The sequence below is a fragment of the Paraburkholderia youngii genome, from assembly GCF_013366925.1.
Lineage (GTDB): Bacteria > Pseudomonadota > Gammaproteobacteria > Burkholderiales > Burkholderiaceae > Paraburkholderia > Paraburkholderia youngii.
In genome coordinates this window covers 459,866-484,559 of the sequence record NZ_JAALDK010000003.1, presented here as the reverse complement: position 1 = coordinate 484,559, position 24,694 = coordinate 459,866, and the positions used below count along the sequence as shown (strand labels likewise).

The following is a 24,694-nucleotide window of genomic DNA, read 5'->3' as shown; positions in this document are numbered from 1 at the left end:
CCTCATTGCCGCCTTTTCTAGCCACTATGGGCGGATTTGTGCCAGGGATCGCATGCGCACGAGGTTATAGGCCGTCATGTTCAACACGAACATCTGGTCCACCTTCTTCAAGCCGCGCACCATCACCTGGCGCATGCGCCCTACGGTCTTGGCCCAGCCGAAACCTTGTTCGATCAACTTCCGCTTTTGCTGCGAAATGGCGTAGCCCGCGCTCGAGGCAATCGTATCGGGCACTGCCGAACGTCGCCCCGAGGCGTTTTGCGCAACGTGCGGTGTGACCTTCATCTGTTGGCACGCCTCGATGAATTCCTGAGCGTTGTAACCCTTGTCTGCACCCAACGTAATTTCTACGTTCGGATCCTCTGCCGCTTGCCGCGCGTCGTGGATCATGATCTTGGCGGCTTCACGCTCTGCATGCCCGTCGGCGCGTGTCACGCGCGCATTGACCACCAGGCCGTGCCGGTTATCGGTCAGCGTATGGCCCCTGTACCGCAATTCGCTGGCCGTTTTGCCTTTGCGATAGAGCTGCGCATCTGGATCGGTCCTCGACTGATGTGTCTCGTTGCTGCGTTTCTCGCCCTTGAAGTCGCCCGCGCCGCTACCATCGTTGTCCTGATCGTCACCGTTCTTGCGTACGAAGCTCTTGTGTCCGGCCCACGCCTGGATCAACGTGCCGTCCACGCTGAAATGCTCCCCCGAGAGCAGGCACTTCTTCTCGGCGATGGCCACTACGGCGTTGAAGAATTCGATCACGGCATCGTGCTTGATCAGACGCTCCCGGTTCTTCGTGAAGACCGTGGGCACCCACACCTCGTCATCCATGGCCAGGCCGATGAACCAGCGAAACAGCAGGTTGTACTGCACCTGCTCCATGAGTTGGCGCTCCGAGCGGATGCTGTAAAGGATCTGGATCAGCATGGCTCGCAGCAACTTCTCTGGCGCGATGCTCGGCCGTCCACCCTTTATGTCAGCTTCGTACATCCCCGCGAACAGTCGATCCATCTTCGCCAGCGCTTCGTTCGCCATCACGCGGATCGAACGCAACGGATGCGACTTGGGCACGAAGTCGTCGAGCTTGCGTACGGAAAACAAACTCTCGGTGAACGTGTCGGCGCCGCGCATGATCTCCAGTGGGCAAGTGGTGGTTCATCTATCAACGCTTCACGAACTCTGCGCGATGACGTGTTTCAGCGGTACTTCAGCAACCTGCTAGGCGGCTGTCACGGGCTTTTGAACGCATCGACGCGTAATCCATACCGCGTTTTCTTGCAGACGAGACGCCTTTAACGGACTCGTGAGTAAGAAAAATATCCAGGGATGGGTTTTGAAATTTGAAAGTGTTAATTTTGTCAACGGAGTCGTCCGTGGAATTATTATCCACAAAAATCAGCTCGTAGCCATCATGAGTAATCAGGCCGTCATGCGTTTTTTGGTTCAATAGGGAGAGCAACACCTCTCGGATACGATCGGTTTCGTTGTAAACTGGCACCACAACTGATACAACAACTGTATCGCGCATTCTTTCTTCATGGCAAGTCAAGTCCAGGAATATTGGCTAAATTATCAGAAAGCAGCCGCCTGCCAATAAGAAAATTCCTCCGAGCAATGTCATTCATCAATTGCCTATTATTGATGAGCAGATACAAGTCTTTAATAAATGCTTCATCAGGCAAGCAATCATTCTCTTCCGATATCTTCAGAACAGGCGCTTCAAAGCCGTACTGACCATAAACCTCCCAATAATATTCGTAGCTGGTAGTAATGTAGCACCGTTTGTTGCTGATCGCCTCGCCAACTGGATTCCCATAGCTGTCGTAATCCCACGAAGTAAGAAAAGAAACAAGATCGCAGGAGTAATATAAATCCTCAATTGTAGTCGAATCGCCCACTGAAAGTATGGTTTTGTGCGAAAGTGGACCGACAAACTTTATAAATGACTCAACGTTTAACTTTTTGGCCAGTGTATTCAGCTCTTGAGAGTAAAGATGATTTTCATCAGGATCGCCCGCCACAAACAAAAAAACTTTTCGATCGATATCATTTTGACTGAAAAGTTGATTTAGCCGATTAAGCAAATAAATATCCCGATCCAAACGCTTTTGCGGAATAATGCGAGTGGTGCGGGCGATCACGATGTCGCTATCACGGATAAAGAATTTTGGCCTGATACTATTAAATCCACCATGCTCAGTGAAATCGTAGGTATTTTTTTTAACCATTACTTCCACACCGTAATCGCACCACTCTTCCAGCTTTTTTTTCAGGTGATTATTGAGTGTAACGTATGTTATATGCTTGGATCTAACGGGCTTGATGGCATGAGGATAAGGCGCTGGGCCATATTTCATCACGTTTTTTTCACTGCTCCACATTAGATCGTGGTCGCGCCAGACGACGAAATTCCCTAGGCAATGACATTCGCCGTAAATTTTGATCGCCGTGTAAAGCGCTTTGGTATATATAATATTTTCCGGCAGCGTACCATTCTCAACAATCACATAACTGATACTTAGCTTATCCCATAGCTGAACGATTCGATGTGCTAGTCGCAGAGAAGATTCGCTGATTGCGAGCAAGAGTTCTTCCTGCCCTTTGGAAGAGACCGGCGGAACTCGACCCATCAGAACATTGTGCGAATGCGCCAGGAAATCGACATTGTAGTGGGGAATAGAGTCGATATCGTCAATACGAACCAAGTCGAATATATCGCTGTAAATCTCATGTTCCTTATCGTAGGGTTTGCCGAATTTTCCTTTATCGATCTTTATATCGTAGCCGAGGTCAAGATAGGATTTAATCTGATTGCGCGCAAGAATTTTCGCCATTTTTGACGCTTCAACTGTGATGCCTGACACGGCGACGGCATCAAATGATATAAATATGGCCGCCGCCGCCGGATGCATATCTTTACGATACATTCCGAATCACCCTAAAACAATTTGCGAATACGAATCATGATCGCGACCAGAAAACCACCCACTTTCGACACAGCGTCGCCGTGGCTGCGAGCGCGATTTCCGACAGTGCTTCATGGCGTAGTGGGCCTTCGAACAATGATATTTGGGTTGGAAAACAGCGTTGGCACCCCCCCTTTTTTTGACCTGCGTAAACAAAGGCAGGAAAGCCTTCCTGCAACCGCATTGCCGATGGCGTTGAGCACATCGGAGCAGAACAAAGGTTTGATGAGTGGCTGCAAAGCAGCGACGAATCTGTCCAGATCCAATTCCAGAAGAGGCATGCGGCGTGCCAGCATGAGCCGCGGAAAGGTTTCTACGCACCATCTCGAGGACTGCATGTGAAAGCCGTAGACGGGACCCCTCTACGTGCGGATATCACGCCGGCTGTCTGGACGTTAGTTTTCCGACAAATCGTTCGCTTTGTGATCAATTTGCGCAGACAAACGTCATGATTCTAGCGGCCGTCCGAGTCGCTCTGTCTGGATGGTCTGGCAGAGATGGCCGCGCAAAATCGGACAGCGGGATAACGCAGTATGACTTTATATGGACGCCTCCCATTTTGCGAAGGCTTTCGCCGCTGTGACGGATGAGGCGGCTGCGCCTTTATATCCGGCCCTTGATGCAGCTTCGATGCTGCAGGCCCCGATGAAATCCGCTGACCCACACCTCATTTCCGTGTCGAGCTCGAGGCTCTCCGTCATACTCAGGTTTGGTGGGTCCCGGTCCAACCTATCTCGTCATCACATGCGATTGCCAGCGCAACCTTTTGACCTACCGGCCTTGTGAATCGTTTCCTCTGATTTGTGCTCCCTTACGCGGGTTTGGAACTGACGTGTTCCCTCTGATATTGCCTGTTGTGGGCGAGAAGCGCCCAGATGGTCCTGGCCAGTTTGTTGGCGAGAGCCACGATTACCACGTTGAACGGGCGGCGTTTAGCGAGCTGCTCTATCCATGCGCCAGCCTTTTCTGGATGTCGCAGAACACTGCGCGCGCCGTGGATGAGTAGCGTGCGTAAATAGGTATCACCTCGCCGGCTGATCCCGAGCAACTGCACCTTTCCGCCGGAACCGGTCTGTTTCGGTACCACGCCGATTCAGGCTGCAAATTCTCGGCCGGAGCGAAAGGCTGTCGCATCGCCCATCGTGGCGACCGCCGCGGTAGCGGTCAACAAGCCAACGCCAGGCACGGCGGCGATCGTCTTGCAGGCCTGATCCTCTCTTATCCAGATGCGCAGGCGTTGCTCGATCTCAGCAATCTGCCTGTCGAGCACCGTCAGGCTGTTCCACTGCGCACGCAATGTATCGATCAGCATGGCAGGCAGACGTGCCGATAGTTTCGCAAGAACGCCGGGTATCGCCTTGTCAAGCACTTCCCGACTGCGGCCCATGACTTCACCGTACTCGGCAAGCAGACCACGCAGGCTGTTAATCTGCATCGTGCGGAACTTGACCAACTGCTGCCGCATGCGGTGGAGTGCGAGGACTGCCTGTTGTGCCTCCGATTTGATGGCCACCGCCTTGCTGGGAATCTGCGTGGCCATCCAGATGGCGCGCGCATCGGCCGGATCACTCTTGTTGCCGATGTTGAAGGCCTTGACGAACTTCGGGGGCATCAACTTCACCTGATGCCCCAACTTCATCAGTTGCCGCGCCCAATGGTGCGCACCGCCACATGCTCCCATTCCGATCAGGCAAGTGGGGCGGTTTGCGAAGTATTCGAGAAACCGGTCCCGCCTGATTGCTTTGTTGATGACTTCACCACTCTTCGGGTCTACCCAGTGGACCTGAATGACGCTTTTGGCAATGTCGACACCTACGGGGATGGGGTTCATGGCTGTTCACCTCCGGTTCGTTCTGAAGACCTTAATAATCCTCGGTTTCGAACACGTTGAAGCTCCTCGTGTACGAGCGGGGTCACCGCTCGCGTGCGGGAGGCGTCCATTCCATTTCCGTGAGGCAGGCGCCTGGCCTAGCGCCGCGAATCAAAACCGGGTTAGCATCGCTGCCAGAGCCGCACGGTGTGGACAGGACCACACCCGGCGATTTCCACCACGGAAGCCAGCATGAAGAACGAAAGCACGGTGTACGTTGGGTTGGACGTGCATAAGGAGTCGATCAGGGTGGCCTACGCGATCGACGCATGCGAGGTCATATCGCGTGGCAAGATCGGCACAATTCAAACGGAGATTGATCGGCTGTGCAAGCGGCTGCAGTCGAAGGCTTCACGCGTGTGTGCAAGAGGCGGATCCAGGCTGCTATTGACTACATCGGCAACTGACGCAGCGCGGCTTTGAGAGGATGGTCTTTGCGCCATCGCTGATTCCCAGAAAACCCGGCTCGCGCAGGCGACCTGACTGCCGTGTATTTGCCCGGTGTTGAAGACGAAGCCTTCCCGGATCTGGCGCGGGTGTGGACTGCAGTCAAGGAGGATTTTGCGGCAAGCCCTCAGCGACTGAAGTCGTTTTTGCCGGCACGTAGAAAAGTTGCACAGCAATCGAGTGAGATGACGAGCCAGGTGGAACCTAGACTCGCCAAACCTTTACTCGCGCGGCTTCTACCGATTTAAGGAACTTACGATCGGGGCAGTGAAGCGCCGCTGCAGCAGATTCTCGCCATCGGCCCCTGCTCACGAACCGCGTAGATCCCCATGTCGATGCTGCCGTTGTCGAATTGGCCCTCGAATTACCCGCCTACGGTCAGATTCGTATTGCCAACGAAGTCCTCAAATGGCATACCCTGTTCGTCTCGCCCCAAGGCATCCTCAGTATCTAGTTGCGTCACGATCTGGAGACGATGCGGCAGCACATGAAGGCTCTGGAAGCCATATCCGCCAAGGCCGTTCAATCTCGCGAAGCTCGGCCGCAAAGAGGTCACTGCGCCCGCAGCTTGAAAGGGCGTCCTGTCTGCGTCATGAGTTACCCTCTATCTAACAACAATCTCGTATAGACCGCCTATTTGCACCGGAGCCGCACCGGGAGGACAAGCGCCGACGATGTATTCAGTAGAAGACATTCATGCATTGATGGCGATCAAAGGCACAAAGAAATGTTTTCGCTATATTGCACTAGGCAACGCGGGGCCGCTGTTTGGTTTGATTGTTACACGCCTCCTTCCGAATATCTTGCATGCGATGGAGGACGTTTCAAGAGACTGTTCGGAACATTGGAGATTTTCACCTGCAAACTCGGTGGCATCCAGTCGTCAGCTGCTGCTTGTAAATGTCGACGTGTCTTTTAAAGCTTATGCGCAGACGACGACCGGCGGGGAACCATGCGTCAGTACGCCCAGCTATCCAGCTTGCGCTGGAGAGGTTGCCGTCGAAGCTAACGGGTTTGGCTCGGGATTAACAATCCAGGCAGTTCTTCTTGGAACACCCTCTGAGTAGGAAGCGGATGTCGAATGCACAAAAGTTTTACATCGACGGCGTCTGGGTCGCGCCGTCGGGCGACGCGCGCCTCGCCGTTGTCGATCCGTGCACAGAAGAGGCGTTCGCGCAGATCGCGCTCGGCAATGCCGACGACGTGGAGCGCGCTGTGACCGCTGCAAAGCGCGCATTCGCGTCGTTTTCGCTGACGCCGCTGACTGAGCGCGTCGCACTGATTCGCCGCATACTCGACGCTTATGCGGCGCGTTACGACGAGATGGCCGATGTGATTTCGCGCGAGATCGGCGCGCCGAAAACGCTTTCGCATACATGGCAGGCCGCGCTCGGCAGACGTCACCTCGAAGAACTCTTACGTACCTGCGAACGCTTCGCCTGGCAGCGCAAGAAGGGCACGACCCTTGTCAATTACGAGCCCGTCGGCGTGGCCGCGCTCATCACGCCGTGGAACTGGCCGATCAACCAGATTGTCTGCAAGGTCGCCCCCGCGATTGCCGCCGGCTGCACGATGGTGCTCAAGCCAAGCGAGATCTCGCCGCTGAACGCCGTGCTGTTCGCCGAGATTCTCGATGCAGCAGGCGTGCCGCCGGGTGTGTTCAATCTTGTGAACGGCGACGGCCCGACGGTGGGCGCGGCGCTCTGCAGTCATCCAGATGTCGACATGGTGTCGTTCACCGGATCGACACGAGCGGGCGTGGAAATCGCGAAGCTCGCGGCGCCGACCGTCAAGCGTGTGCACCAGGAACTCGGCGGTAAGTCCGCAAACATTCTTCTCGACGATGTGGACCTGGAATCTGCCGTCACTTCGGGTGTCTACGAGTGCTTTGGCAACAGCGGCCAGTCGTGCAACGCGCCGACACGTATGCTGGTGCCCGCAGCGCTGCACGACGAGGCCGTGCGCATTGCACAGCATGCGGCGGCCTCTCACTGTGTGGGTCCCGCGAACGACGACCGCACCACGATGGGCCCTCTGGTGAGCGACGTGCAATACACTCGCGTGCAACGGCTAATTAAAAAGGGCATCGAGGAAGGCGCACTGCTCGCAGCCGGCGGGCCGGGACGTCCCGACGGCCTGTTGCGCGGTTACTACGCGCGGCCCACGGTCTTCGCAAACGTCGACCAGTCGATGACGATCGCACGAGAAGAGATTTTTGGCCCAGTGCTCGCCATCATGCCGTACCGCGACGAGGAAGACGCGATCGCGATTGCCAACGATACACCGTTCGGACTTGCTGCATACGTTCAATCCGCAGATCGGGCGCGCGCCCAGCGGGTGGCGCTTCGGCTGCGCGCGGGCAGCGTGTATTTGAACTATCCAGCGTGGGACGCGGGATCGCCGTTCGGCGGATATAAGCAATCCGGCAACGGCCGTGAATATGGCGAGTGGGGTCTGGAGGCGTTTCTCGAAGTAAAGGCTATCGTCGGCTATGACGATCAGGCGGGACCCGGCACGGGCGGTGACGTGCACGCGTACTCAAGTGAAGACTCATTGGCCTCGGAGTATCCGAGGCGCTGGTTGAACGCGCCCAAGCCCTGATATCGCCTCAAGAAATATCTCCAGGAGCTCCGACATGAATTTTCCGGCTTCAGAGCATATCCAGTGGCTCGTGAGTCAATCAATGCTCCACCAGGTTCGGGCACGGGCCCGCAGTTATGCGGGCCAAGCCAAGCTTTGGCTTCACCCCTATGCCGAGGCACGCCCGCGTGAGGTCTGCGCAAAGTCGTCTGTCTGGTTCACCGCGTACCCGGGCGCGGTTATAGCCGCGCCGGGACAATCGGTACTCCAGGCATTGGGAAGCGAGACACTGTGGCGTTCGCTGTCCTCGTTGGGCATTAGGGCCATGCACCCGGGTCCAACCAAAGTCGCCGGTGGTCTCAATGGCAAGCGCTTTACCCATTCGGTGGACGGCAACTTTGATCGCATCGGCCTAGAGATCGATTCCAGATTCGGCAGTAAAGAAGACTTCATAGCAATGAGTCGCATGGCGGCAGCGCACAACGCTGTTGTCATTGACGATATCATTCCTTTGCATACTGGCAAAGGCCCCGACTTCCGGCTCGCTGAGATGAATTACGGGGACTATCCGGGCCTCTACCACATGATCGAGATCATGCCTAGCGACTGGAACCTTTTACCAGACGTACCTGAAGGCAAAGATTCCATCAATCTGCCGGCTGACGTCGTCGACACCCTAAAAGGTAGGCGCTACATCGTTGGCCAACTTCAGCGGGTAATGTTTTTTGCGCCGGGCGTCAAGGAAACAGACTGGAGTGCAACCGCTCCTGTACTCGGCGTAGACGGCATAATGCGCCGGTGGGTATACCTTCACTACTTTAAGGAAGGTCAACCGTCACTGAACTGGCTCGACCCAACATTTGCAGCCCAACAAATCAGTATCGGTGATGCTCTGCACTCCCTAGATGTCCTCGGCGCACGCGGACTTCGCCTGGATGCCAACGGCTTTCTCGGCATCGAGCGAAGACCACACGGCAATGCGTGGTCGCAGAGCCATCCACTCGCGGTCGCGGCCAACCAGCTTCTTGCCGGGGCGATTCGTAAGGCCGGTGGGTTCAGCTTTCAGGAACTCAATCTCACGCTCGACGACATGGCGGCGATGTCCAAAAATGGCGCGGACCTGTCTTACGACTTTGTCACACGTCCAGCGTATCAGCATGCACTTCTGACGGGAGACACAGAGTTCTTGCGGCTGATGCTACGCAAGGCCCATCAGTACGGCATCGACCCGGCGTCTCTCATTCACGCGCTTCAGAACCACGATGAACTGACGCTGGAGCTCGTACATTTCTGGTCGCTACACGCTAACGCAACCTTTACCTTCCAAGGGCAGACATGGAACGGCAACTCCCTTCGAGAGCATATCCGGGAGAAGATGTACGAGCGCTTGTGCGGCGAGCATGCGCGCTACAATGTTCCTTTTGTGACAAACGGTGTGTCTTGCACGACAGTCAGCGTCATCACTGCGGCACTCAATATTCGGGACTTGGACGCCATAACGCCTAGGGACAGGGACAATATCCGACAAATTCATCTTCTTCTTGCGATGTTCAATGCTTTTCAGCCCGGCATTTTTGCGATATCGGGATGGGACCTTGTGGGTGCACTACCCTTACCCGTTGAGGCCGTCGAGGAGAGAACGACTGACGGAGACACGCGCTGGGTACAACGCGGTGCTTATGATCTCACAGGCGAAAACGGGCATGCATATGCATCCGAAGAAGGCATACCGCGCGCAGTGGCCTTGTACGGTACGTTGCCGGAGCAGCTCGCCGACCCCACCTCTTTCGCCTCACAACTCAAGCGTCTCCTCGCTGTGCGAGACTCGTATGGCCTTGCCTTAAGTAGGCAAATAGGGATTCCCGACGTTGTCGCGCCAGGCCTCCTAGTAATGATTCACGAACTTTCCGCAGGGAAAGAGACTCAGATTACAGCTCTGAACTTTGGTGCAAGCACCGTCGATGAGACTATTACTCTACGCTGCACCGCGCCAGGACCCGTCATCGACATGCTCGCCGATTCGGTTATCGGTCACCTCGACGAACTAGGTAAGCTGCGAATAGTGCTTGAGGGTCACCGAGGTGTATCACTGAGAATTGGGAGTTCTCTTTCTAGTTGACGTGCATTAAGGGGGCACACCCGACGATATCCAGGCAGTTGAATCAGACACTGCGCTTCAGAAATTAAATGTCCGTGGCGTTCCTGAAGTTTCTCTCGACGGCTCTGATGCAAATAGGTAAGGGGCTTGAGCAGTTTCATTCAGGAATGGGTATCTTATCGCGTGGACAGGACCGCTGGAAGGGAGTTAACGTGCCACCGCACTAATGGAGCGCCCAATAATTTCTACCCAGCCGTGGCCGGATCTACTTCACGAACGCCTGTGGCTGCTCACTCCAACTGCCCAGCCGGACCAGCCCGCGAAGCGGGCCGCAGCTGAGTCGCTGCTTCTCGCGCGGCAGCCTGAGCAAATTCCCAGTCGCGCTGCGTTTCATGCGCCAAGCATTCCGAATGAGCATAACACGGTCGCTCATGCAGCCGGATCACCTTTCTTGCCTAGTCGGCGGCGCGCGAGATCGCGTCATCCCCGACGACCCCCACGTCAAGCTCTTGCTTTTGATGCGTTAAAAAACCTGCGAGCAACTCATCCAGCCACTTCAGCGGATAACAAAAAAGCGCCCCTTCCACCGTCTTGTGTCCGGTGCTGTTGAACACCTTGATGGCGTCCTTGACTATGTCGTCGACGGCCGCCATGAAGGTGGGGGGGTGTCCGACGGACAACGTCCCTCTCGGCCCCCCCGTGCCGAGCCGAATGTGGCTAGTTGATGCCAGCGCGCTCCGGCCGGACGCATTGAAATCCGGGCGCACGGCACGTCGCTGCTCTATGTTCCCTCTGACCGGTTCGCTCAAATCGACCAGGGCGTCGTCGTCGAGCATAAGCGGCTCGGTCACGCGCTGCAGGTCGCTCAGGCCTTGCAGGCGCAACGCGATGACCGACGGGCGTCGAGCTCGCCGTCACGCACCATTCAGGGTACTGCGGTACACGCCAAGGAGTCGGCTGCTGAGCACCAGGAAGCACGGGAATTCACGCAGGATGACGTGAACGCAGTGTTGACGGGGACACACCGGAGCGCGGACAGGCTCGGTGCTAAAAACCTCCCTCAGAGAGACAAATGAGCGAGCCAAAACCGCCCTCACCACCTACCCCAGCCTAACAAAACCAACCTCACCCCCGACATCTGGTAAATGGCCCGCACCCCGACATTCGGATCTCGCTTTGACAATTCTCCATTTTGGAATATACCGGGCCCCGAACTGCGGAAGTCGTCCATCACATCAGAGCTGTGCAAATCACTGGCGCTTACTGCCACCGCGCCTCCAGCGGTCGATGATGCGGCCCACGCCCAACAGGTACTTCGTCACATACTTCGTGGTCGCATACTCGACGTAGCCGAGCGGACACCTCCTCCGGTTGAGGAACAGATGATCTTCGTGCCCGTGCGATTCCTTCGAAAAATTGATCAACCGGCATCGCTGCGATTCAAGCCGCTGCTCAAGCCGGACGACATCCCTCTTTTCCACAGGCCGCAAAAATCATGGAATTCGATCGCGATCTGGCCAATGTTAGGGAGAAACGTGTCCGGCAGTCAATCAAGCAGCGGCACCTCGGCGCCTTGGATGTCGACCTTCACCAAGTCGATTTGCGGGATTCCCTACTGCTGCGTGAACACGTCGAGCCGCACAGCGGCCACCTGGATCTCGTGATTGCTCTCGCTGGTACGAACGAACGACGATGCCTCCCGATTCGCCGCCACGAAGAAGCTCATCGTCCCTGCACGATCGGCAATCGCGAGATTGGAGGGCTTCACGCGCGCCATGCCGTCGAGCCGCGCAAAACGGTCGGGATTCCGCTCGACCTCGTAACAGATGCATTCGCATTTCTGCGACATCAGCCGGCAAAACGTACCGCTGTTCGCGCCTAGATCGATAACAGTACTATCTCGCTGCAAAAACCGCTTGAAAAAGGTATGCCCGCTGATACGATCCATCGTGTTCTTATATGGACGCCTCCCGGTTTGCCAGGTGATGTTTGCGTGGTCAGCGTAACTGATCGGGCTACAGACTTATACATGGCCTCGTACCGTTTGCCAAATGATCCGATCTACAGCGAGCAGGTGCTGGATTGCATATATAGATTCGGCCTGTTGATGGCACCGCTGTGCCTGGCCCCAATGGATTTCGCCCGACGACTCCTTCATATATCCACGGCTTCGAGAGCCCTAAGTCTGCGCAGGTTTTGTCGTCGACGGTCCAACCTGTTTTGCCATTGAATCAGATCACTTGTGCAACCAAAGAAGAGGTGAAGCTGCGCCCATGATGCGGCCGGGCGTCCGTTCATACCAGCGGCGCATACTCTTGACCGCGTGCGAGCAACACCCATATCGTTCTGGCTATCTTATTCGCAAGTGCTACGACGGCCACGGTTGTTCCGCGTCGCGCCTGAACCTCGAGTATCCATCGGGATAGGTTGTCCGTATGCCTTACGGCTTGCTGGACGACCGATCGGGCGCCGTGCACCAGCAGCATTCGCAGATACCCGTTACCGCGCTTCGTAATACCGAACAGAGACGATCTTTGCCGCCTGAGGAGTGCTGACGTGGCGTCAAGCCAAGCCACGCCGCAAATTGCCGACCGTTTGAGAACTCCGAGGCGCTTGCGGCCGCCGCGATGACGCCGGTTGCGATCATCGGTCCGACCCCACGGATCTTCTCCAGGCGCTGGCTTGTGGGCGATGCCTTGTGCACTTGCTTGATAAGACCGTCATATCGGGCGATCTGCTTGTCGAGCAGTGCAAGTCGGTCGTACATGTCGCGCATCATTGCTCGGATAAGTCCTGTCAGCTCATTGCGCTCGTCATCGATTATCGCGGGGAGTGCGTCCTTACATTCAGACGTGTTTGGGCAATAACCACACCGTATTCAGCCAGCAGGCCTCGAATCTGATTGATCTGTGCGATGCGGTCCCGCATCAGCAGGCTGCGGATGCGATGCATGGACTGGATGTCCTGCTGTTCAACGCTGTTGACGGCGACGTAGCGCATCGTCGGACGGGACGCCGCTTCGACGATCGCCTCCGCATCGTTGCGATCATTCTTCTGGGATTTGACGAACGGTTTGACGAATCGCGGCGCAATGATCTGCACATGATGGCCCATCGCCGAGAACCGACGAGCCCAGTAATGCGCTCCGCCACAGGCTTCCATCACGATGCGGCAGCAGGGCAGACAGACGACCGTCTCGAGGAGCTTGCTGCGGCTGACTCGCCGGCTCAACACCGGATGGCCGCGTTCGTCGACGCCGTACAGCTGGAAGGTGTTTTTGGCGAGATCGATGCTCAGCAAAGCGACATTCATGACGGCCTCCGTTCAGTCGTGGACCAGGGATTGCCCATACTGCCATGTCCTCTAGCGCCGATCGTTTGCATACATCCGCCGGAGGTGGGACGAGGCCATTCCACTATATCCGGCCTTGTGACGGACACGGTCCGCTGGCCCTGATGGAATTCGCCTGGGGAAGGCCTCAGCTCCAACGAGTCCTCGAAGGACAAGACACGATTCAGGTTTGCTTCCCCGCGGTCCGACCGCTTTGCCATCACGCGCACGTCATCCTGCGCAACCTATCGACGACCAGTCTCCTTGGTAAGTTGATGTTCTACGCGGGGTGCCCCGCGTAACCGGTTTGATACGTTCGACCATGGGCCAGCAACGCCCAGATCGTGCGTGCCATCTTGTTGGCCAGCGCGACCACCACGACATTGAATGGTCGTCGCGGCAGCAGGCGTTGCAACGGCTCAGCCAGCGGCTTGTGGTGCGCGAGCACCGCACGCGCGCCGTGAATCAGCAGGGTGCGCAAATACACATCGCCCCTTTTACTGATGCCCAGTAGCCGGATGCGTCCGCCTGTACCGCTTTGCCGGGGCACCAGTCCCAGGAACGCGGCAAACTCACGGCCCGAGCGGAACGTATGGGCATCGCCGATCGTCGCGATCGCCGCTGTGACGCTCAGCGGCCCGACACCGGGGATCGCCATCAGCCGCCTGGCCGCCTCGTCCTCGCGTCGCCGTGCGGCGAGCCGATGCTCGATCTCCGCAATGTCGTGCGAGAGCGCCTCGATGCGCCCCAACTGCTCGCACAGCGTATCGATGACCATGGCTGGCAATGCTTCGGCCAGTTCGCTCAATACGCGCGCGGCATCGTCCATGCTGTGGGCTCCGCCCTGTAGCGCCGCACCAAATTCGAACAGCAGCCCATGCATCTGGTTGATCTGCATCCGGCGCATCCTGACCAGTTGCTCACGCACGCGGTGCAGTCAGTACCGCCTGTTGCGCTTCGCTCTTGACGGCGACAAACCGCATCCCGGGCCGTTGCACGGCTTCCCAGATCGCCTGGGCATCGGCCGCGTCCGTCTTGTTGCTCTTCACAAACGGTTGGACAAATGACGGCGCAATCAGCCATCACCTGATGGCCCAGGTTCGTGAAACGGCGCGCCCAGTAATGGGCGCGGCCGCATGCTTCCATGCCAATCACGGCTGGCGCCTGCTTTGCGAAGAACCTCGCCAGTGATTCCCGTTTCAGCTGTCGCTGCTCGATTTCACCCGTCTCCATGTCCACCGAATGCACCTGAAAAACCCGTTTTGCCAGGTCCAGTCCAAATGTTCTAGTCTTCATTTCGAGCCCTCCTTACCCTCAGTGGTCGTTGCGACACTTCCACTTTGGCACTCCGATGCCGTCGGGTATAGCAAGGGCTCCGCCGTTTCTGCGGCCTCTCCAACTCGACTCGGGAGGGAGGCGTCCATACCATCTCCTATAGTTCACTAGAAATCGTCGCACTGCAACAAGGAATCTGCTGGCGCAGGCGCGACACGTAGAGCAGTCTGAAACGGTCGGCCGCATTAAAATACTTGAACGACAGGATCGAGAACGCCATCGCAGCATGAAGTCGCGAACTGGAACGGTGCCCGGCCGCGCCTCTGGGGCGTGCAAGTAGTCGACGAGGTCTCTCTGGTTGTTTTCCGGGAACGTGCGTAAGCGGATAGTAGCGTTATAAGAGGTGCTCGCGCAGCAACGCTAGAAGAACGGCAGGGATCCACGCAACCGATTTGGCAATGCCCAAAAATCCGCTCATCGTGCCTCACGAAGCGCCATGCATGTGTCCTCCTGAGACACGATGCCCTGCAGCCGGCAGAAAAACTCGACGAAGGCTCTTTTCTCTGCGAGGGGCAGTGACGAGAGACATGTGCAGCAGCGCACGAGGATCGCCGCTTTTGGTGACGCTGGGTGCCGCCCTTTGAGAAGGCGCTTCGTCAGCACAAGCAACCGGTGGGCAGGAGTTGAAGGATGGACGAACCTCCCTCAAGGTCAAAGGACAATGGAAATATCTGTATCGCGCCGTCGACAAGCAAAACAACACGGTTGATTTTCTTCTGCGCGCTCGTCGTGACAAAGCTGCGGCGCGCCGTTACTTTCAGAAGGCCATTGACCGGAACGGCGAGCCCCGAGACGTTCACCGTAGATAAGAGCGGCGCGAAGCTGGCCGCACTTGAAGCCATCAACGCAGAACGGGAAACCCCGATCAGAAGCCGGAAGAACAAACACCGGAACAACGTCGTGGAGCAGAACCATCGACCGATCGAACGTATCATCAAATCGATGATGTGCTTCAAGGATTTTCGGTGTGCACGCGTAATTCTCTCTGGTATCGAGGTGATGCATACGATTCACAAGGGAAAAATGAAAAACGACGGCGATGACCGAACGGCAGCCACTCCTTCTATTCGCTGATGCTATAAGCAATCCAATATTTCTTGGAACATGCTCGGCTGTCTTCCTTATCGCGACAGAATCCCGCAAGGCCTTGGCACTCGATTCGCCCCAGCGTCGAATTGTCTCGTGACTAACGACAACGCCGCGTTCGAACAACCGCTCGTCGATGTCGCGCAACCTCAACTGAAACTGATAGCATTAGCGCACGGCACAACTGATGACGATCACGGGAAAGCGATGGCCGTGATAAAAGCGATCCGGAAGTTTGCATCGCGGGATGCCCCCAGGCCCCGTCAGCAACGTGACATTGCTGAAGCTAGTGTCGGAAAGCCGATTTGGCAAAACCATCATTGCGCATATTTCTCGCATGCATCCGTTACGTGGATCAGTGTTATCCAAACAATCGATTTTGTAGTCGACACGGAAATGCCGCATAGTGCGTCCCGCAATGCACAGTACAGCCACCCACTATCCATTCCATGAACGCAAATTTGCATGAACCGCCTGAACGCAACTGGCGTTGTCCGCTCAAATATCGCTTTCGGATTACCCCTTTTACCATCGGAGCCGTGATCCCCTTGATGACAATGGGCGCGCTAACCCCCATCATCCAACCTGAAAGACGGTTTACACCGCCCACCCACCCAGATCGATCGTTGTCAGCAGTTCCTGATGCATTTCTTTGAGATTTTCTGCGAAATTTCCTGAGATCAACGCTTGGCAATCGCGTGCAGAGAGTGACAATTGGTAGCACCATCTGTTTTTTTGCTGTGGTTCCGGCGGCCCGATTTTTCTTCCGAGACTATTCGAAAACATTTTCAGGTACAACATTTTATTTTTTTATTTTTCGCGAATTATTGCGGACCGAAAATTAGTTAGCTTACCTACCGACTCAGATCTATCTTGCCGTCGAGCGGAGCATGGGTCATACGCCGGTGGCCGTTCGTCATTCGCAGCTGTCGACGTGTGAGTGGTTCTTAAACGGCGATCAAGGTCCGTGTGACATTGACAAGCACTTTGTTGGCGTCTACGAGAATGCGCTCCTTCAAACGCGGTCTCGCCTGAGTTCCATTCCGTGCGGTGGGTGGATGTTTTCATCCCGTCTTGGGGGATTACACCGAAGCGCCTTGAGCGCTGAGAGAGGTTTGGCACACGAAAAGTTGGGCGCTAAGTTCGTTGTTTAGACGCGCAGGCCTTGCGCAGTATCGGGCTCTATCAAAGCCCGAGATTCGTTGCGATCGTGCGTGCATCTTCTCGGTTTCCGTCTTTCGGAAAGCCGAGTTAATACCGCACTCCGAAATTAAACATCCCAGACATGGGTTTTTTGAACTGGCCTCTTATGCAAGCTGTCGTCTTCGGTGACTGTGCTGGGTGGCTGCATCCCGCACCAGGACAGCACGGTGTCGTGTTGTGCAATGCTTTCGGCTACGACGAACTATGCACGCATCGTGCATGGTTGCAATTGGCCGAACGACTGGCTGTGCAGCAAATGCCCACGCTGCGTTTCGATTATCCTGGAACCGGCAATTCGCTACATGTTGAGGAGGATCCGGACCGCGTCGACGCATGGATCGGCAGCATCGCCGATGCGCTAGCATACCTGCGCACTGTATCCGGCGTACAACGCGTCTCGCTATGCGGGTTCAGGCTCGGTGCGATGCTCGCCGCGCTTGCCGCTGAGCGGTTGTCGGGCATTGATGGACTCGTGCTGCTCGCCCCGGTGCTGTCCGGGAAAAAATATCTGCGTGAACTGCATGCGCATCATCACCGCTGGCTCAGCGCGCGCGCCCATATGAGCATGTGCAAGGCGCCAGAGAGCATGCGCACGGTCGGCGCGTTCGGCTTCGGGCTTCATGGCGACGACATCGACAGGATCGGGGGGATCGATCTGCGCAACGACACGACAGCACCCGCGCGACGCGTGCTCTTGCTCGAGGCGAACGACCGCAACAGCGGGAACGCATTGGGCGCGCGATATGAAGCATATGGTGCCGCCGTCGAGCGTGCGCCGTTCGATGAACTTGATCACTTTCTCGTCGAGGCACGCTTCAGCAAGCTTCCGGCTCGTGCGTTCGCGACAGTATCGGCATGGCTCGCAGGCGACGCCGACGGAAATGGCAATATCGACGCTTCGCCCGCTTCTCTGCGCACACTGAATCACTCCGCATCACGCGCCATACCGGTCGCTCCCACATTGGCCGGACCCAATTTCATGGAGCAGCCGGTTTCTGTCGGCGCATGCTTCGGCGTGTACTGCCGCCCGCGCGACGCACTCGAGAATGCCCCTACGGTGCTGTTCCCAAACACGGCCGCAAACCACAACATCGGCGACGGCCGCTGCTTCGTGCTATTCGCCCGCCGTCTCGCCGCGATAGGCATCGCGTCGCTGCGAATGGATCTGGCCGGTCTCGGCGACAGCGCCCCCGAAGAATGCACTATTACAGCCGAGTCGCTCCATTCGCAAGAGGCATGCGCCGATGTGATCGCCGGCGCGAACTGGCTGCTCGAACAGGGCTACACGGCAGTCGTTACATTCGGTATCTGTAGCGGTGCTTTCGTTGGTCTGCATGCGTGCGCGGCACACCCGCAAATCGTCGGCGCGTTCGGCGTGAATCTTCAGCAGTTCGTGTGGCAAGACGAGGAGCGGGTGCGAAACAGCAGCGCTATCGCGTCGAACCGGACGCTGCGGCGAGCCGCGCTTAGCACAGACAAATGGAAGCGCGTATGGAGCGACAAGGCGTCGCTCGCTGGCATGGTACGTGGACTCGTGGCGCGGGCGACACGCCGTTTCGAGCGTCGCGTCGCCGATTTGATGGACGCCACCATCGGTTGGTCGTTCTCTCCGAACAAGGCTCGCCGACTCCTCGAACTTCTCCACGAAAAACATGCCGAAGTGCGGTTGTTATACGGTGAGTTCGATCACGGTATCGACGAATTAAAGCTGCAGTTCGGCGCGAATCTACGTGGCCTGAGGCGATTTCCGCACGTACGGGTCGCGATGTTGCCAATAGTCGATCACTCGCTGTTTATGCGCGCCGCGCGCGAGGCGGCCATGAGCGATGCGCAGCGGTGGTTGCTGGAACGGTTCTGCAGCCTGCCAGATACCTCATCGGACACGCCCTACCCGCCGCACGTGAAGACGCCACCCACGCCGACTGTCGAGCCGTAGCCCGTTCCATGCGTTTCGCCCGCCTCTTTTCTTCGCATAATAAGGTATCCAAATGAAAGAAATTCTGCGTCGCATTATTTGCGAATCGGTTCACCTGCGCGGATCACCTGACACGCTTAACGATGAAACCGACTTGTACGCCGCCGGACTCGAATCCATAGCGACCGTCCATCTGATGCTGGCTATCGAGGAAACCTTTGAAGTCGCGATTCCGGATGAGATGCTCGGCCGACAGTTGTTCTCGAGTATCAATTCGATGGCCGACGCGATCTCACGACTCCAAAAACAAAAGGTGACGTCATGAACGCACAGCTTGCGCACGAGGCGGCACTGCGGGTCGCTCGGGTAGCCGCCAAGCATGCGTACTCAGTCGATCGCGATGCGCGCTTCCCGGCCGAAGCTATCGACGCACTGCGAAAAGAGCATCTCCTGCCCGCATTGGTTCCGGCCAGTTTCGGCGGCGCCGGTCTAACGCTGACCGACGTCGCGTCGTTCTGCGAAGTCATCGCGCAAGGCTGCGCGTCCACTGCGATGATCTACGCAATGCATTTGACCCAGGCGGCGTGCGTGATCTCCCATTGCTGCGGCCGGCCTTGGCAGCTCGCTTTCGTCGAGCGGATGGCCCGTGAGCAGTTGCTGCTCGGATCTGCGACCTCCGAGGCAACTACCAGCGGAAGTCTGCGCGCCAGCATGTGCGCAGTACAGCATGACGGCCAGCGGTTCCGCATCGAGAAAGACGCGCCCACTATCTCGTATGGCGCTTACGCTGACGCCATTCTCATTACTGCGCGCCGTGCGGATGACGCGCCGCCCTCCGATCAGGTGCTAATTGTGGCGTTGCGCACCCAGATCGCACTAGAACCGCAAGGCAACTGGGACGCGCTTGGTATGCGAGGTACCTGTAGCTCGGGATTTCGTCTCGTCGCGAACGTGGATGATGCGCAGATTCTGATCCCACCGTTCAGCGACATCGCCAACCGTACAATGCAACCGGTGTCGCATGCGCTGTGGGCAGCCGTATGGACCGGCATCGCGGCGGATGCGCTGCGGCGCGCAAACGCGTACTGTCGCGCTCAATCGCGCGGGTTGCCGGATGGCATGTTGCTTGCCAGAGGGCGGCTTGTTCGTGCGACCGAGCAGTTGCAGATGATGAAAGCACGCTTGAGTACGGCACTTGCCGCAGCGCAGACTGTGCATGCGGCCGAGTACGGCAAATGCGCAACAGAATTGCCGCTGACCGTTCAACTCCGCTTCATGGCGGATATGAATAGCCTGAAAACCAGCATCTCGTCGGCCGCACTGAAGGTCGCGCACGAGGCGATGATGATCTGCGGGATCAGCGGGTACCGGAATGGCGGCCGCTATAGCATCGGCCGGCATCTGCGCGACCTTTACTCTGCCCCCCTAATGATTAACAACGACCGGATTGACCAGAACACGGCCAGTCTGCTACTTGCGCAGCGCCCGTCACTATTAATAGAAGAGGCATGAAATGAGCGTACGTGTCACATCTTCCCTCCCTAACTATGCACACGGTGATGCCCCCATATCCGATGCGCAGCGGCCGTTGCGCGACCGGTTGATCGCAGCCGGCCTGCTCGTCGACACCGGCGAAAACGGCCTGTATGGGCACAACCATATCTACGAAGGCATCGTTGAACGCCTGACCTGGCTGATATCGTGCATGGCTGCGGACCAGCATCCGGAAGTTCTGCGCTTCCCCCCGGCGGTGCCACGCAAGGACTTCGAGGACAGCGAATACCTGAACAACTTTCCGCACCTCGCCGGCACGATTCACGCGTTCTGCGGCGACGAGCGCGACCACCGGCGCCTGCTGCGGGCGCTCGACGACGTGGTATCCGATCCCGGCGACGAGCGAAGCGACGCGTGGCTGGCCCAGCAAAAGCCAACGCGCGCTGTGCTCACACCCGCTGCGTGCTATCCGGTCTACCCGGTCATCGCGCGACGCGGCCCGCTACCAGAAAATGGGCTCACAATTGACGTGCTGTCGTACTGCTTCCGTCACGAGCCTTCCCTGGATCCGACGCGCATGCAAATGTTCAGAATGCGCGAGTACGTGCGGATTGGCTCGCCAGAAGATGTTCAGGCTTTTCGTGCGACATGGATCGAACGCGGCCATGCACTTACAGAAATGTTACGCCTGCCCGCTGAACTCGACGTCGCGAACGACCCATTTTTCGGCCGCGGCGGCAAGATCGTCGCGGACAGTCAGCGCGCGCAGCAGTTGAAATTCGAACTGCTGATCCCGGTAACGGATCGGCACCGCAAAACCGCCTGCCTATCGTTCAACTATCACATGGACCACTTCGGTCGGATATGGAAACTGCGTTGCGCGAATGGCGCCGTCGCGCACTCGGCCTGCATCGCATTCGGAATGGAGCGGCTCGCGCTTGCGCTGCTGCATCATCACGGGTGCCACGTCGAAGCATGGCCCGACGACGTGCGTGAACTACTTTGGGGCAATAGTCGCGAGCGCATTGCCGCTGAACTAGAATGCTGGCGACAGCCTGCTGACGCACCCGAAAATGATGTCAATAACGACGAAAAACAATAATTTTATTGATGGTGCAGAGGCACTCATCCGTAAGCGTTGCTCGAGCACTGTCTAGTGATGGCCTGGCATGAAGCTGCCGCGCCAGAGGTCGACACCGGCCTGCACGCCAATCTGTTGCCCCTTCGCGCGCGCATCGGTGTAGGTCTCGTAGCGGTTGTCGATCTGCTGCCCGAACACCCGCGCCCACGCAGAACGGGCCAGGCCTTCGCTGCCGGCACGGCCCGGGTCCTGTGTGAGCGTGTCGCCGATACGCTCGTGCATCGTGCCGAGCATGGTCAGGCCCAGCTGTCTTGCGAGCGGCTGCATCACCGAGTAAGTGGCAAGTTCGGGGCCTATGATCGGGTACTCGCCCGGGGGCAGCTCGGGCGGCGGCGGTTCTTCGGGCAGCTCGTCACCGGGCGGGATGCCCGGCTCCTCCGCCCCTGGTCCGACGACGAAATCCGAACGTAGGAACCAGTCGTGCGGAAATGCGCCGCCGACGGCGCCCTGATACAGACGGTAGTCGAAGGCGCCACCGCGCACTTCGGTGCCGAGCGCGAAATCGCCGGCGTCGGTAGTGCCACCGTTAGTCGTAACCACGAGCGAGATGCTGCTGGCCGTCGTCAGCGCACCGGGGGCGCCGGCGTTGGTGATCGCGAGCGCCGAGGTGCCCGTGGCCGACCCGCCGTCGATGGCAAGCCGGTCCGAAGGCGAATTGTCGCCACCGAGGTAGGTGTTCAGGGCGATCGTGCCGTTGTGACCGACATAGTGGGTCGTGGTCAGCACAGTCCCCGGATCGCTAGCGATGCGCACGAGACCCGCATTGACGACGCCGGCAGCGCGCTGGTCGAAGCCGCGTAAATCCAATGTGCCAGCAGGCTGGACCGCATAGTCCAAATTCGGGCTGAAGACATTGTTTTCGCCAGCAGCGATGGTGCCCCCATGCACCGTGGTCGGACCGACATACGTGCTGGCCCCCGTCATGACGGTTTTACCGCTATAAACATTGACGGCGCCCGAGCCGACCATGGCCGCAGGGAACAGGTAATTGCCACTGGCGTCCGTGTGGGTGAACACGATATCGCCCGTACCGCCACCGAACGCCACTCTGCCGGTGTTGAGTACGCCTGGCGCGACGGCCGCTGCGCCGGCGGCGGCGCCGATGATGTTCAGCATTCCGGTGGAATTCGCAGTCTGCGCTAGCACGACGGACACCGCGGAGACGCGGCCGCTATTGGCGATGGTCAGCGTCCCGTTGCCATCGCCACCGATCATCAGGTTGCCACCCACGGTCCAGTTCGAGCCCGGATCAGTGACGGTGACCCTACCCGTACTGCCCGGCGTGCCGCCAATAAACGTGTTGTTGACGAATCCTTGGACCGTATGCGGCCCAACCCCGGAGCTAACGGCTCCGCCGTTGGCACTGGTCAGTGAACCATCGCCCATGAAGAGCACCGTGGCATCAAGACCAAGGCTCTCAAGGTAGAAGGGGATCAGCGCGGGGTTCGCACCGCCCACGATGAGCGGGTTGCTGCTGCTCAACGATGAACCGGAGCCAATGACGGTAACTTCGCCGACAGCGCCTGTTGCTGAGCCGATGGAGTCGGTCGGCGCAACTACCCCCGATATGAGCGGCGGAAATCCGGTTCCGGAACTCATCGCGCCACCATTGGAAATGGTCAACCTTCCCCCGCCGACGTCACCGACGAAAAAGCTGTTGCCTACCCGCAGTACCGAGTTCTGCCCCACCACGTTGACGATCCCGGTGCTGCCCGCCCCCCTGCGACATCAAGGCTCACGCCGGCCTCGACCAGCGCACCGTTCTGAACGTTCATCGTCCCCTGGTTTGCATCGAACAGCGCAACGTACATGTAACCCGCTGCGGACAACCGCGATCCCGCTCCGGTCACTGTCAGCGCCGCAATGGATGGATTCGGCGTGCCATAGCCGACCGCGACATAGCCACCGCCGCTGTTGGTCAACACATCGAGTGTGCCGCCGTTCTGGATGTTCAGTGAACCATTGCTCCCGCTGCTGGCGCCGTCGCCGATACGGACGATCCGCGACGGCGCGGCGAGCCCGTCAATGACCGTTCGATTGCTCGTGAGCGTGTTGATAAAGGTAGTGTTGGTGCGAAAATCGGGCACCAGATGGTTGCCGCCGTTGTCGATCCAGTTACTCGCATTGAACCAGTCGGAAGACGAGGTACCGTTCCAGTAGTTATTCACCGCCGTGACTTGCGCCTGCGCGGAACCGGCTGCCATGCTCGTCACACTGGCAAGCACCGCGACCGCCAATGCCGGGTGTGCGGACAGAACGGACAAGCCCTCATCAGACATCTCCAGATCGAATTTGCATCGGCAGAACGGATACCAATGTTGGCTGGCTCTCACTCGAATCGCTAAAGCGCTGCCGCTCCAGCAAAATACTTCAGCCAAGCATTTCGATTTCTTAACCAACTGCACTTCATCAGGGCAAATTCAAAAAACAATCTGCCTTCCAATTCATTAAGATTCAAATTTTCAAAAAAACATGGACAGCATCGAGAGAATTCAAAATGCATACGGGTTTATGCGATCAGCGAAAAGAATATCCTGCGATTCTTGGAAGTGTTATAGCAGGAAAATCTTGACCTTCAATAGTGGAGCTCACATAAACACGGTATCGAGCTTATCGACATCGGACCGAGAAAGGGCAGCGCAAATATCAAGAGTCGATACCGATGAACGAGAATGCGGACAACATTTGCATCAGAGATGTATCAAAGGGGTAGTTCATGGTCCGTCGTGCATCGGGTTTCTCCCATCCGACGAAAGAAGCGACTTACCTAGCTTAGCGTACGTAAAAGCCGTTTATTGAGGACATCCCTAAACACGCACGCGGCCATTGCTGCGGAACTGGCAAAGGTCGCGCACGACCAGATCGTTTGTTGAGGGAACCTATCCGAGACTGGAATTGGACCCCCAGACGGGTTCGTGACACGTCTCAGCGCGATTACGAAATAATCAAATCAGCATCCGAAAGCCTGTTTTTTCGTGCCGGCTGTTCTTCCCGCAAAAAACGCGAAATTTGCTAACGACGGGCGGCTAGATATCTCGTCACCCGTCCGCCATGCCGCCTTGAACGCGCGCCGGCTGACGGGACGTCGAAGAAGCTCCAATTTTTCGTAAACATGCGCCACTTGCCATTGCTATCAAGATAACACTGGTTTCGCCAATTGCACTTGACGGACAATCATTTAATCATCTGCCGAAACGACCAAGGTATGCACTGTAAGCTGCATGATCTTTGTTACCCC

At 57.4% G+C, this 24,694-nt stretch carries 15 protein-coding genes and 6 pseudogenes; 9 read left to right on the top strand and 12 right to left on the bottom strand.

The window, feature by feature from the left end:
• Window positions 1–24: 24 nt before the first annotated feature.
• From G5S42_RS40755 to G5S42_RS40745, 4 genes and pseudogenes are all read right to left on the bottom strand, one after another.
• The gene (locus G5S42_RS40755; RefSeq protein ID WP_176112271.1) at window positions 25–1,122 is read right to left on the bottom strand and encodes an IS5 family transposase; all 1,098 of its coding nucleotides are present in this window, start codon (window positions 1,120–1,122) and stop codon (window positions 25–27) included.
• 76 nt (window positions 1,123–1,198) lie between these two features.
• Window positions 1,199–1,519, bottom strand: a complete 321-nt coding sequence (locus G5S42_RS44850) for a glycosyltransferase family 2 protein (protein ID WP_246392535.1) — start codon at window positions 1,517–1,519, stop codon at window positions 1,199–1,201.
• A gap of 7 nt (window positions 1,520–1,526) precedes the next feature.
• A complete protein-coding gene (locus G5S42_RS40750) occupies window positions 1,527–2,918 on the bottom strand; it encodes a glycosyltransferase family protein (protein WP_246392534.1) in 1,392 nt (463 codons plus the stop codon).
• An 850-nt stretch (window positions 2,919–3,768) separates the two neighbouring features.
• Window positions 3,769–4,788 (bottom strand): annotated as a pseudogene (locus G5S42_RS40745) (IS110 family RNA-guided transposase).
• A 231-nt stretch (window positions 4,789–5,019) separates the two neighbouring features.
• Between G5S42_RS40745 and G5S42_RS44845 the strand changes: the two are divergent.
• The 4 genes and pseudogenes from G5S42_RS44845 to treS all read left to right on the top strand — a co-directional run.
• Window positions 5,020–5,423, top strand: a pseudogene (locus G5S42_RS44845) (transposase); the annotation flags it as partial.
• A gap of 525 nt (window positions 5,424–5,948) precedes the next feature.
• Complete coding sequence (locus G5S42_RS40740; RefSeq protein WP_176112301.1) at window positions 5,949–6,341, top strand: hypothetical protein; 393 nt, start codon at window positions 5,949–5,951, stop codon at window positions 6,339–6,341.
• 7 nt (window positions 6,342–6,348) lie between these two features.
• Entirely contained in the window at window positions 6,349–7,875 is a 1,527-nt protein-coding gene (locus tag G5S42_RS40735) for an aldehyde dehydrogenase family protein (protein WP_176112300.1), read from the top strand.
• A 34-nt stretch (window positions 7,876–7,909) separates the two neighbouring features.
• Window positions 7,910–9,973: a maltose alpha-D-glucosyltransferase gene (gene treS / locus G5S42_RS40730; RefSeq protein WP_018436526.1), complete on the top strand. Its 2,064-nt coding sequence runs from the start codon at window positions 7,910–7,912 to the stop codon at window positions 9,971–9,973.
• Between the two features lie 434 nt (window positions 9,974–10,407).
• Here the strand turns inward: treS and G5S42_RS40725 are convergent, their stop codons facing one another.
• The 5 genes and pseudogenes from G5S42_RS40725 to G5S42_RS40705 form a co-directional block, all read right to left on the bottom strand.
• Window positions 10,408–10,788, bottom strand: coding sequence for a hypothetical protein (locus G5S42_RS40725; protein ID WP_176112299.1), 381 nt, complete (start codon window positions 10,786–10,788; stop codon window positions 10,408–10,410).
• A gap of 414 nt (window positions 10,789–11,202) precedes the next feature.
• Window positions 11,203–11,376 (bottom strand): hypothetical protein, encoded by a 174-nt coding sequence (locus G5S42_RS40720; protein ID WP_176112298.1) that lies wholly within the window; start codon window positions 11,374–11,376, stop codon window positions 11,203–11,205.
• A 188-nt stretch (window positions 11,377–11,564) separates the two neighbouring features.
• On the bottom strand, window positions 11,565–11,900 hold the full coding sequence (locus G5S42_RS40715) for an FkbM family methyltransferase (RefSeq protein WP_026228899.1): 336 nt from the start codon (window positions 11,898–11,900) through the stop codon (window positions 11,565–11,567).
• Window positions 11,901–12,246: 346 nt separating this feature from the next.
• Window positions 12,247–13,264 (bottom strand): annotated as a pseudogene (locus G5S42_RS40710) (IS110 family RNA-guided transposase).
• Between the two features lie 298 nt (window positions 13,265–13,562).
• Window positions 13,563–14,578: pseudogene (locus G5S42_RS40705) on the bottom strand (IS110 family RNA-guided transposase).
• Between the two features lie 603 nt (window positions 14,579–15,181).
• On the opposite strand from G5S42_RS40705, the pseudogene G5S42_RS40700 reads away from it, so the two are divergent.
• Window positions 15,182–15,699 (top strand): annotated as a pseudogene (locus tag G5S42_RS40700) (IS6 family transposase); the annotation flags it as partial.
• Between the two features lie 79 nt (window positions 15,700–15,778).
• On the opposite strand, the pseudogene G5S42_RS45940 reads toward G5S42_RS40700, so the two are convergent.
• Window positions 15,779–15,901: pseudogene (locus tag G5S42_RS45940) on the bottom strand (IS6 family transposase); the annotation flags it as partial.
• Window positions 15,902–17,012: 1,111 nt separating this feature from the next.
• Here G5S42_RS45940 and G5S42_RS40690 point away from each other — a divergent pair.
• From G5S42_RS40690 to G5S42_RS40675, 4 genes are read left to right on the top strand one after another with little or no spacing between them, the layout of a single operon-like run.
• Window positions 17,013–18,842: a serine aminopeptidase domain-containing protein gene (locus G5S42_RS40690; RefSeq protein WP_217710337.1), complete on the top strand. Its 1,830-nt coding sequence runs from the start codon at window positions 17,013–17,015 to the stop codon at window positions 18,840–18,842.
• Between the two features lie 52 nt (window positions 18,843–18,894).
• The gene (locus G5S42_RS40685; RefSeq protein ID WP_018437551.1) at window positions 18,895–19,146 is read left to right on the top strand and encodes an acyl carrier protein; all 252 of its coding nucleotides are present in this window, start codon (window positions 18,895–18,897) and stop codon (window positions 19,144–19,146) included.
• Window positions 19,143–20,333 (top strand): acyl-CoA dehydrogenase family protein, encoded by a 1,191-nt coding sequence (locus tag G5S42_RS40680; RefSeq protein WP_176112295.1) that lies wholly within the window; start codon window positions 19,143–19,145, stop codon window positions 20,331–20,333. Before G5S42_RS40685 ends, G5S42_RS40680 begins: the two co-directional genes overlap by 4 nt.
• Before the next feature lies 1 nt (window position 20,334).
• Window positions 20,335–21,417 carry an amino acid--[acyl-carrier-protein] ligase gene (locus G5S42_RS40675; RefSeq protein ID WP_026229093.1) on the top strand — a complete coding sequence of 361 codons (1,083 nt, stop codon included), beginning with the start codon at window positions 20,335–20,337 and terminating at the stop codon, window positions 21,415–21,417.
• A gap of 51 nt (window positions 21,418–21,468) precedes the next feature.
• Here the strand turns inward: G5S42_RS40675 and G5S42_RS40670 are convergent, their stop codons facing one another.
• A complete protein-coding gene (locus G5S42_RS40670; RefSeq protein ID WP_312883721.1) occupies window positions 21,469–23,148 on the bottom strand; it encodes a hypothetical protein in 1,680 nt (559 codons plus the stop codon).
• On the bottom strand, window positions 23,118–23,834 hold the full coding sequence (locus tag G5S42_RS40665) for a hypothetical protein (protein ID WP_176112294.1): 717 nt from the start codon (window positions 23,832–23,834) through the stop codon (window positions 23,118–23,120). The genes G5S42_RS40670 and G5S42_RS40665 overlap by 31 nt, the downstream gene beginning before the upstream one ends.
• Window positions 23,835–24,694: the final 860 nt, after the last annotated feature.

Coding starts and splice junctions, on each gene's coding strand:
- G5S42_RS40755 (WP_176112271.1), bottom strand. CDS start 1,122: ATGCGCGGCGCCGACACGTTCACCGAGAGTTTGTTTTCCGTACGCAAG.
- G5S42_RS44850 (WP_246392535.1), bottom strand. CDS start 1,519: ATGCGCGATACAGTTGTTGTATCAGTTGTGGTGCCAGTTTACAACGAA.
- G5S42_RS40750 (WP_246392534.1), bottom strand. CDS start 2,918: ATGTATCGTAAAGATATGCATCCGGCGGCGGCGGCCATATTTATATCA.
- G5S42_RS40740 (WP_176112301.1), top strand. CDS start 5,949: ATGTATTCAGTAGAAGACATTCATGCATTGATGGCGATCAAAGGCACA.
- G5S42_RS40735 (WP_176112300.1), top strand. CDS start 6,349: ATGTCGAATGCACAAAAGTTTTACATCGACGGCGTCTGGGTCGCGCCG.
- treS (WP_018436526.1), top strand. CDS start 7,910: ATGAATTTTCCGGCTTCAGAGCATATCCAGTGGCTCGTGAGTCAATCA.
- G5S42_RS40725 (WP_176112299.1), bottom strand. CDS start 10,788: ATGCTCGACGACGACGCCCTGGTCGATTTGAGCGAACCGGTCAGAGGG.
- G5S42_RS40715 (WP_026228899.1), bottom strand. CDS start 11,900: ATGGATCGTATCAGCGGGCATACCTTTTTCAAGCGGTTTTTGCAGCGA.
- G5S42_RS40690 (WP_217710337.1), top strand. CDS start 17,013: ATGCAAGCTGTCGTCTTCGGTGACTGTGCTGGGTGGCTGCATCCCGCA.
- G5S42_RS40685 (WP_018437551.1), top strand. CDS start 18,895: ATGAAAGAAATTCTGCGTCGCATTATTTGCGAATCGGTTCACCTGCGC.
- G5S42_RS40680 (WP_176112295.1), top strand. CDS start 19,143: ATGAACGCACAGCTTGCGCACGAGGCGGCACTGCGGGTCGCTCGGGTA.
- G5S42_RS40675 (WP_026229093.1), top strand. CDS start 20,335: ATGAGCGTACGTGTCACATCTTCCCTCCCTAACTATGCACACGGTGAT.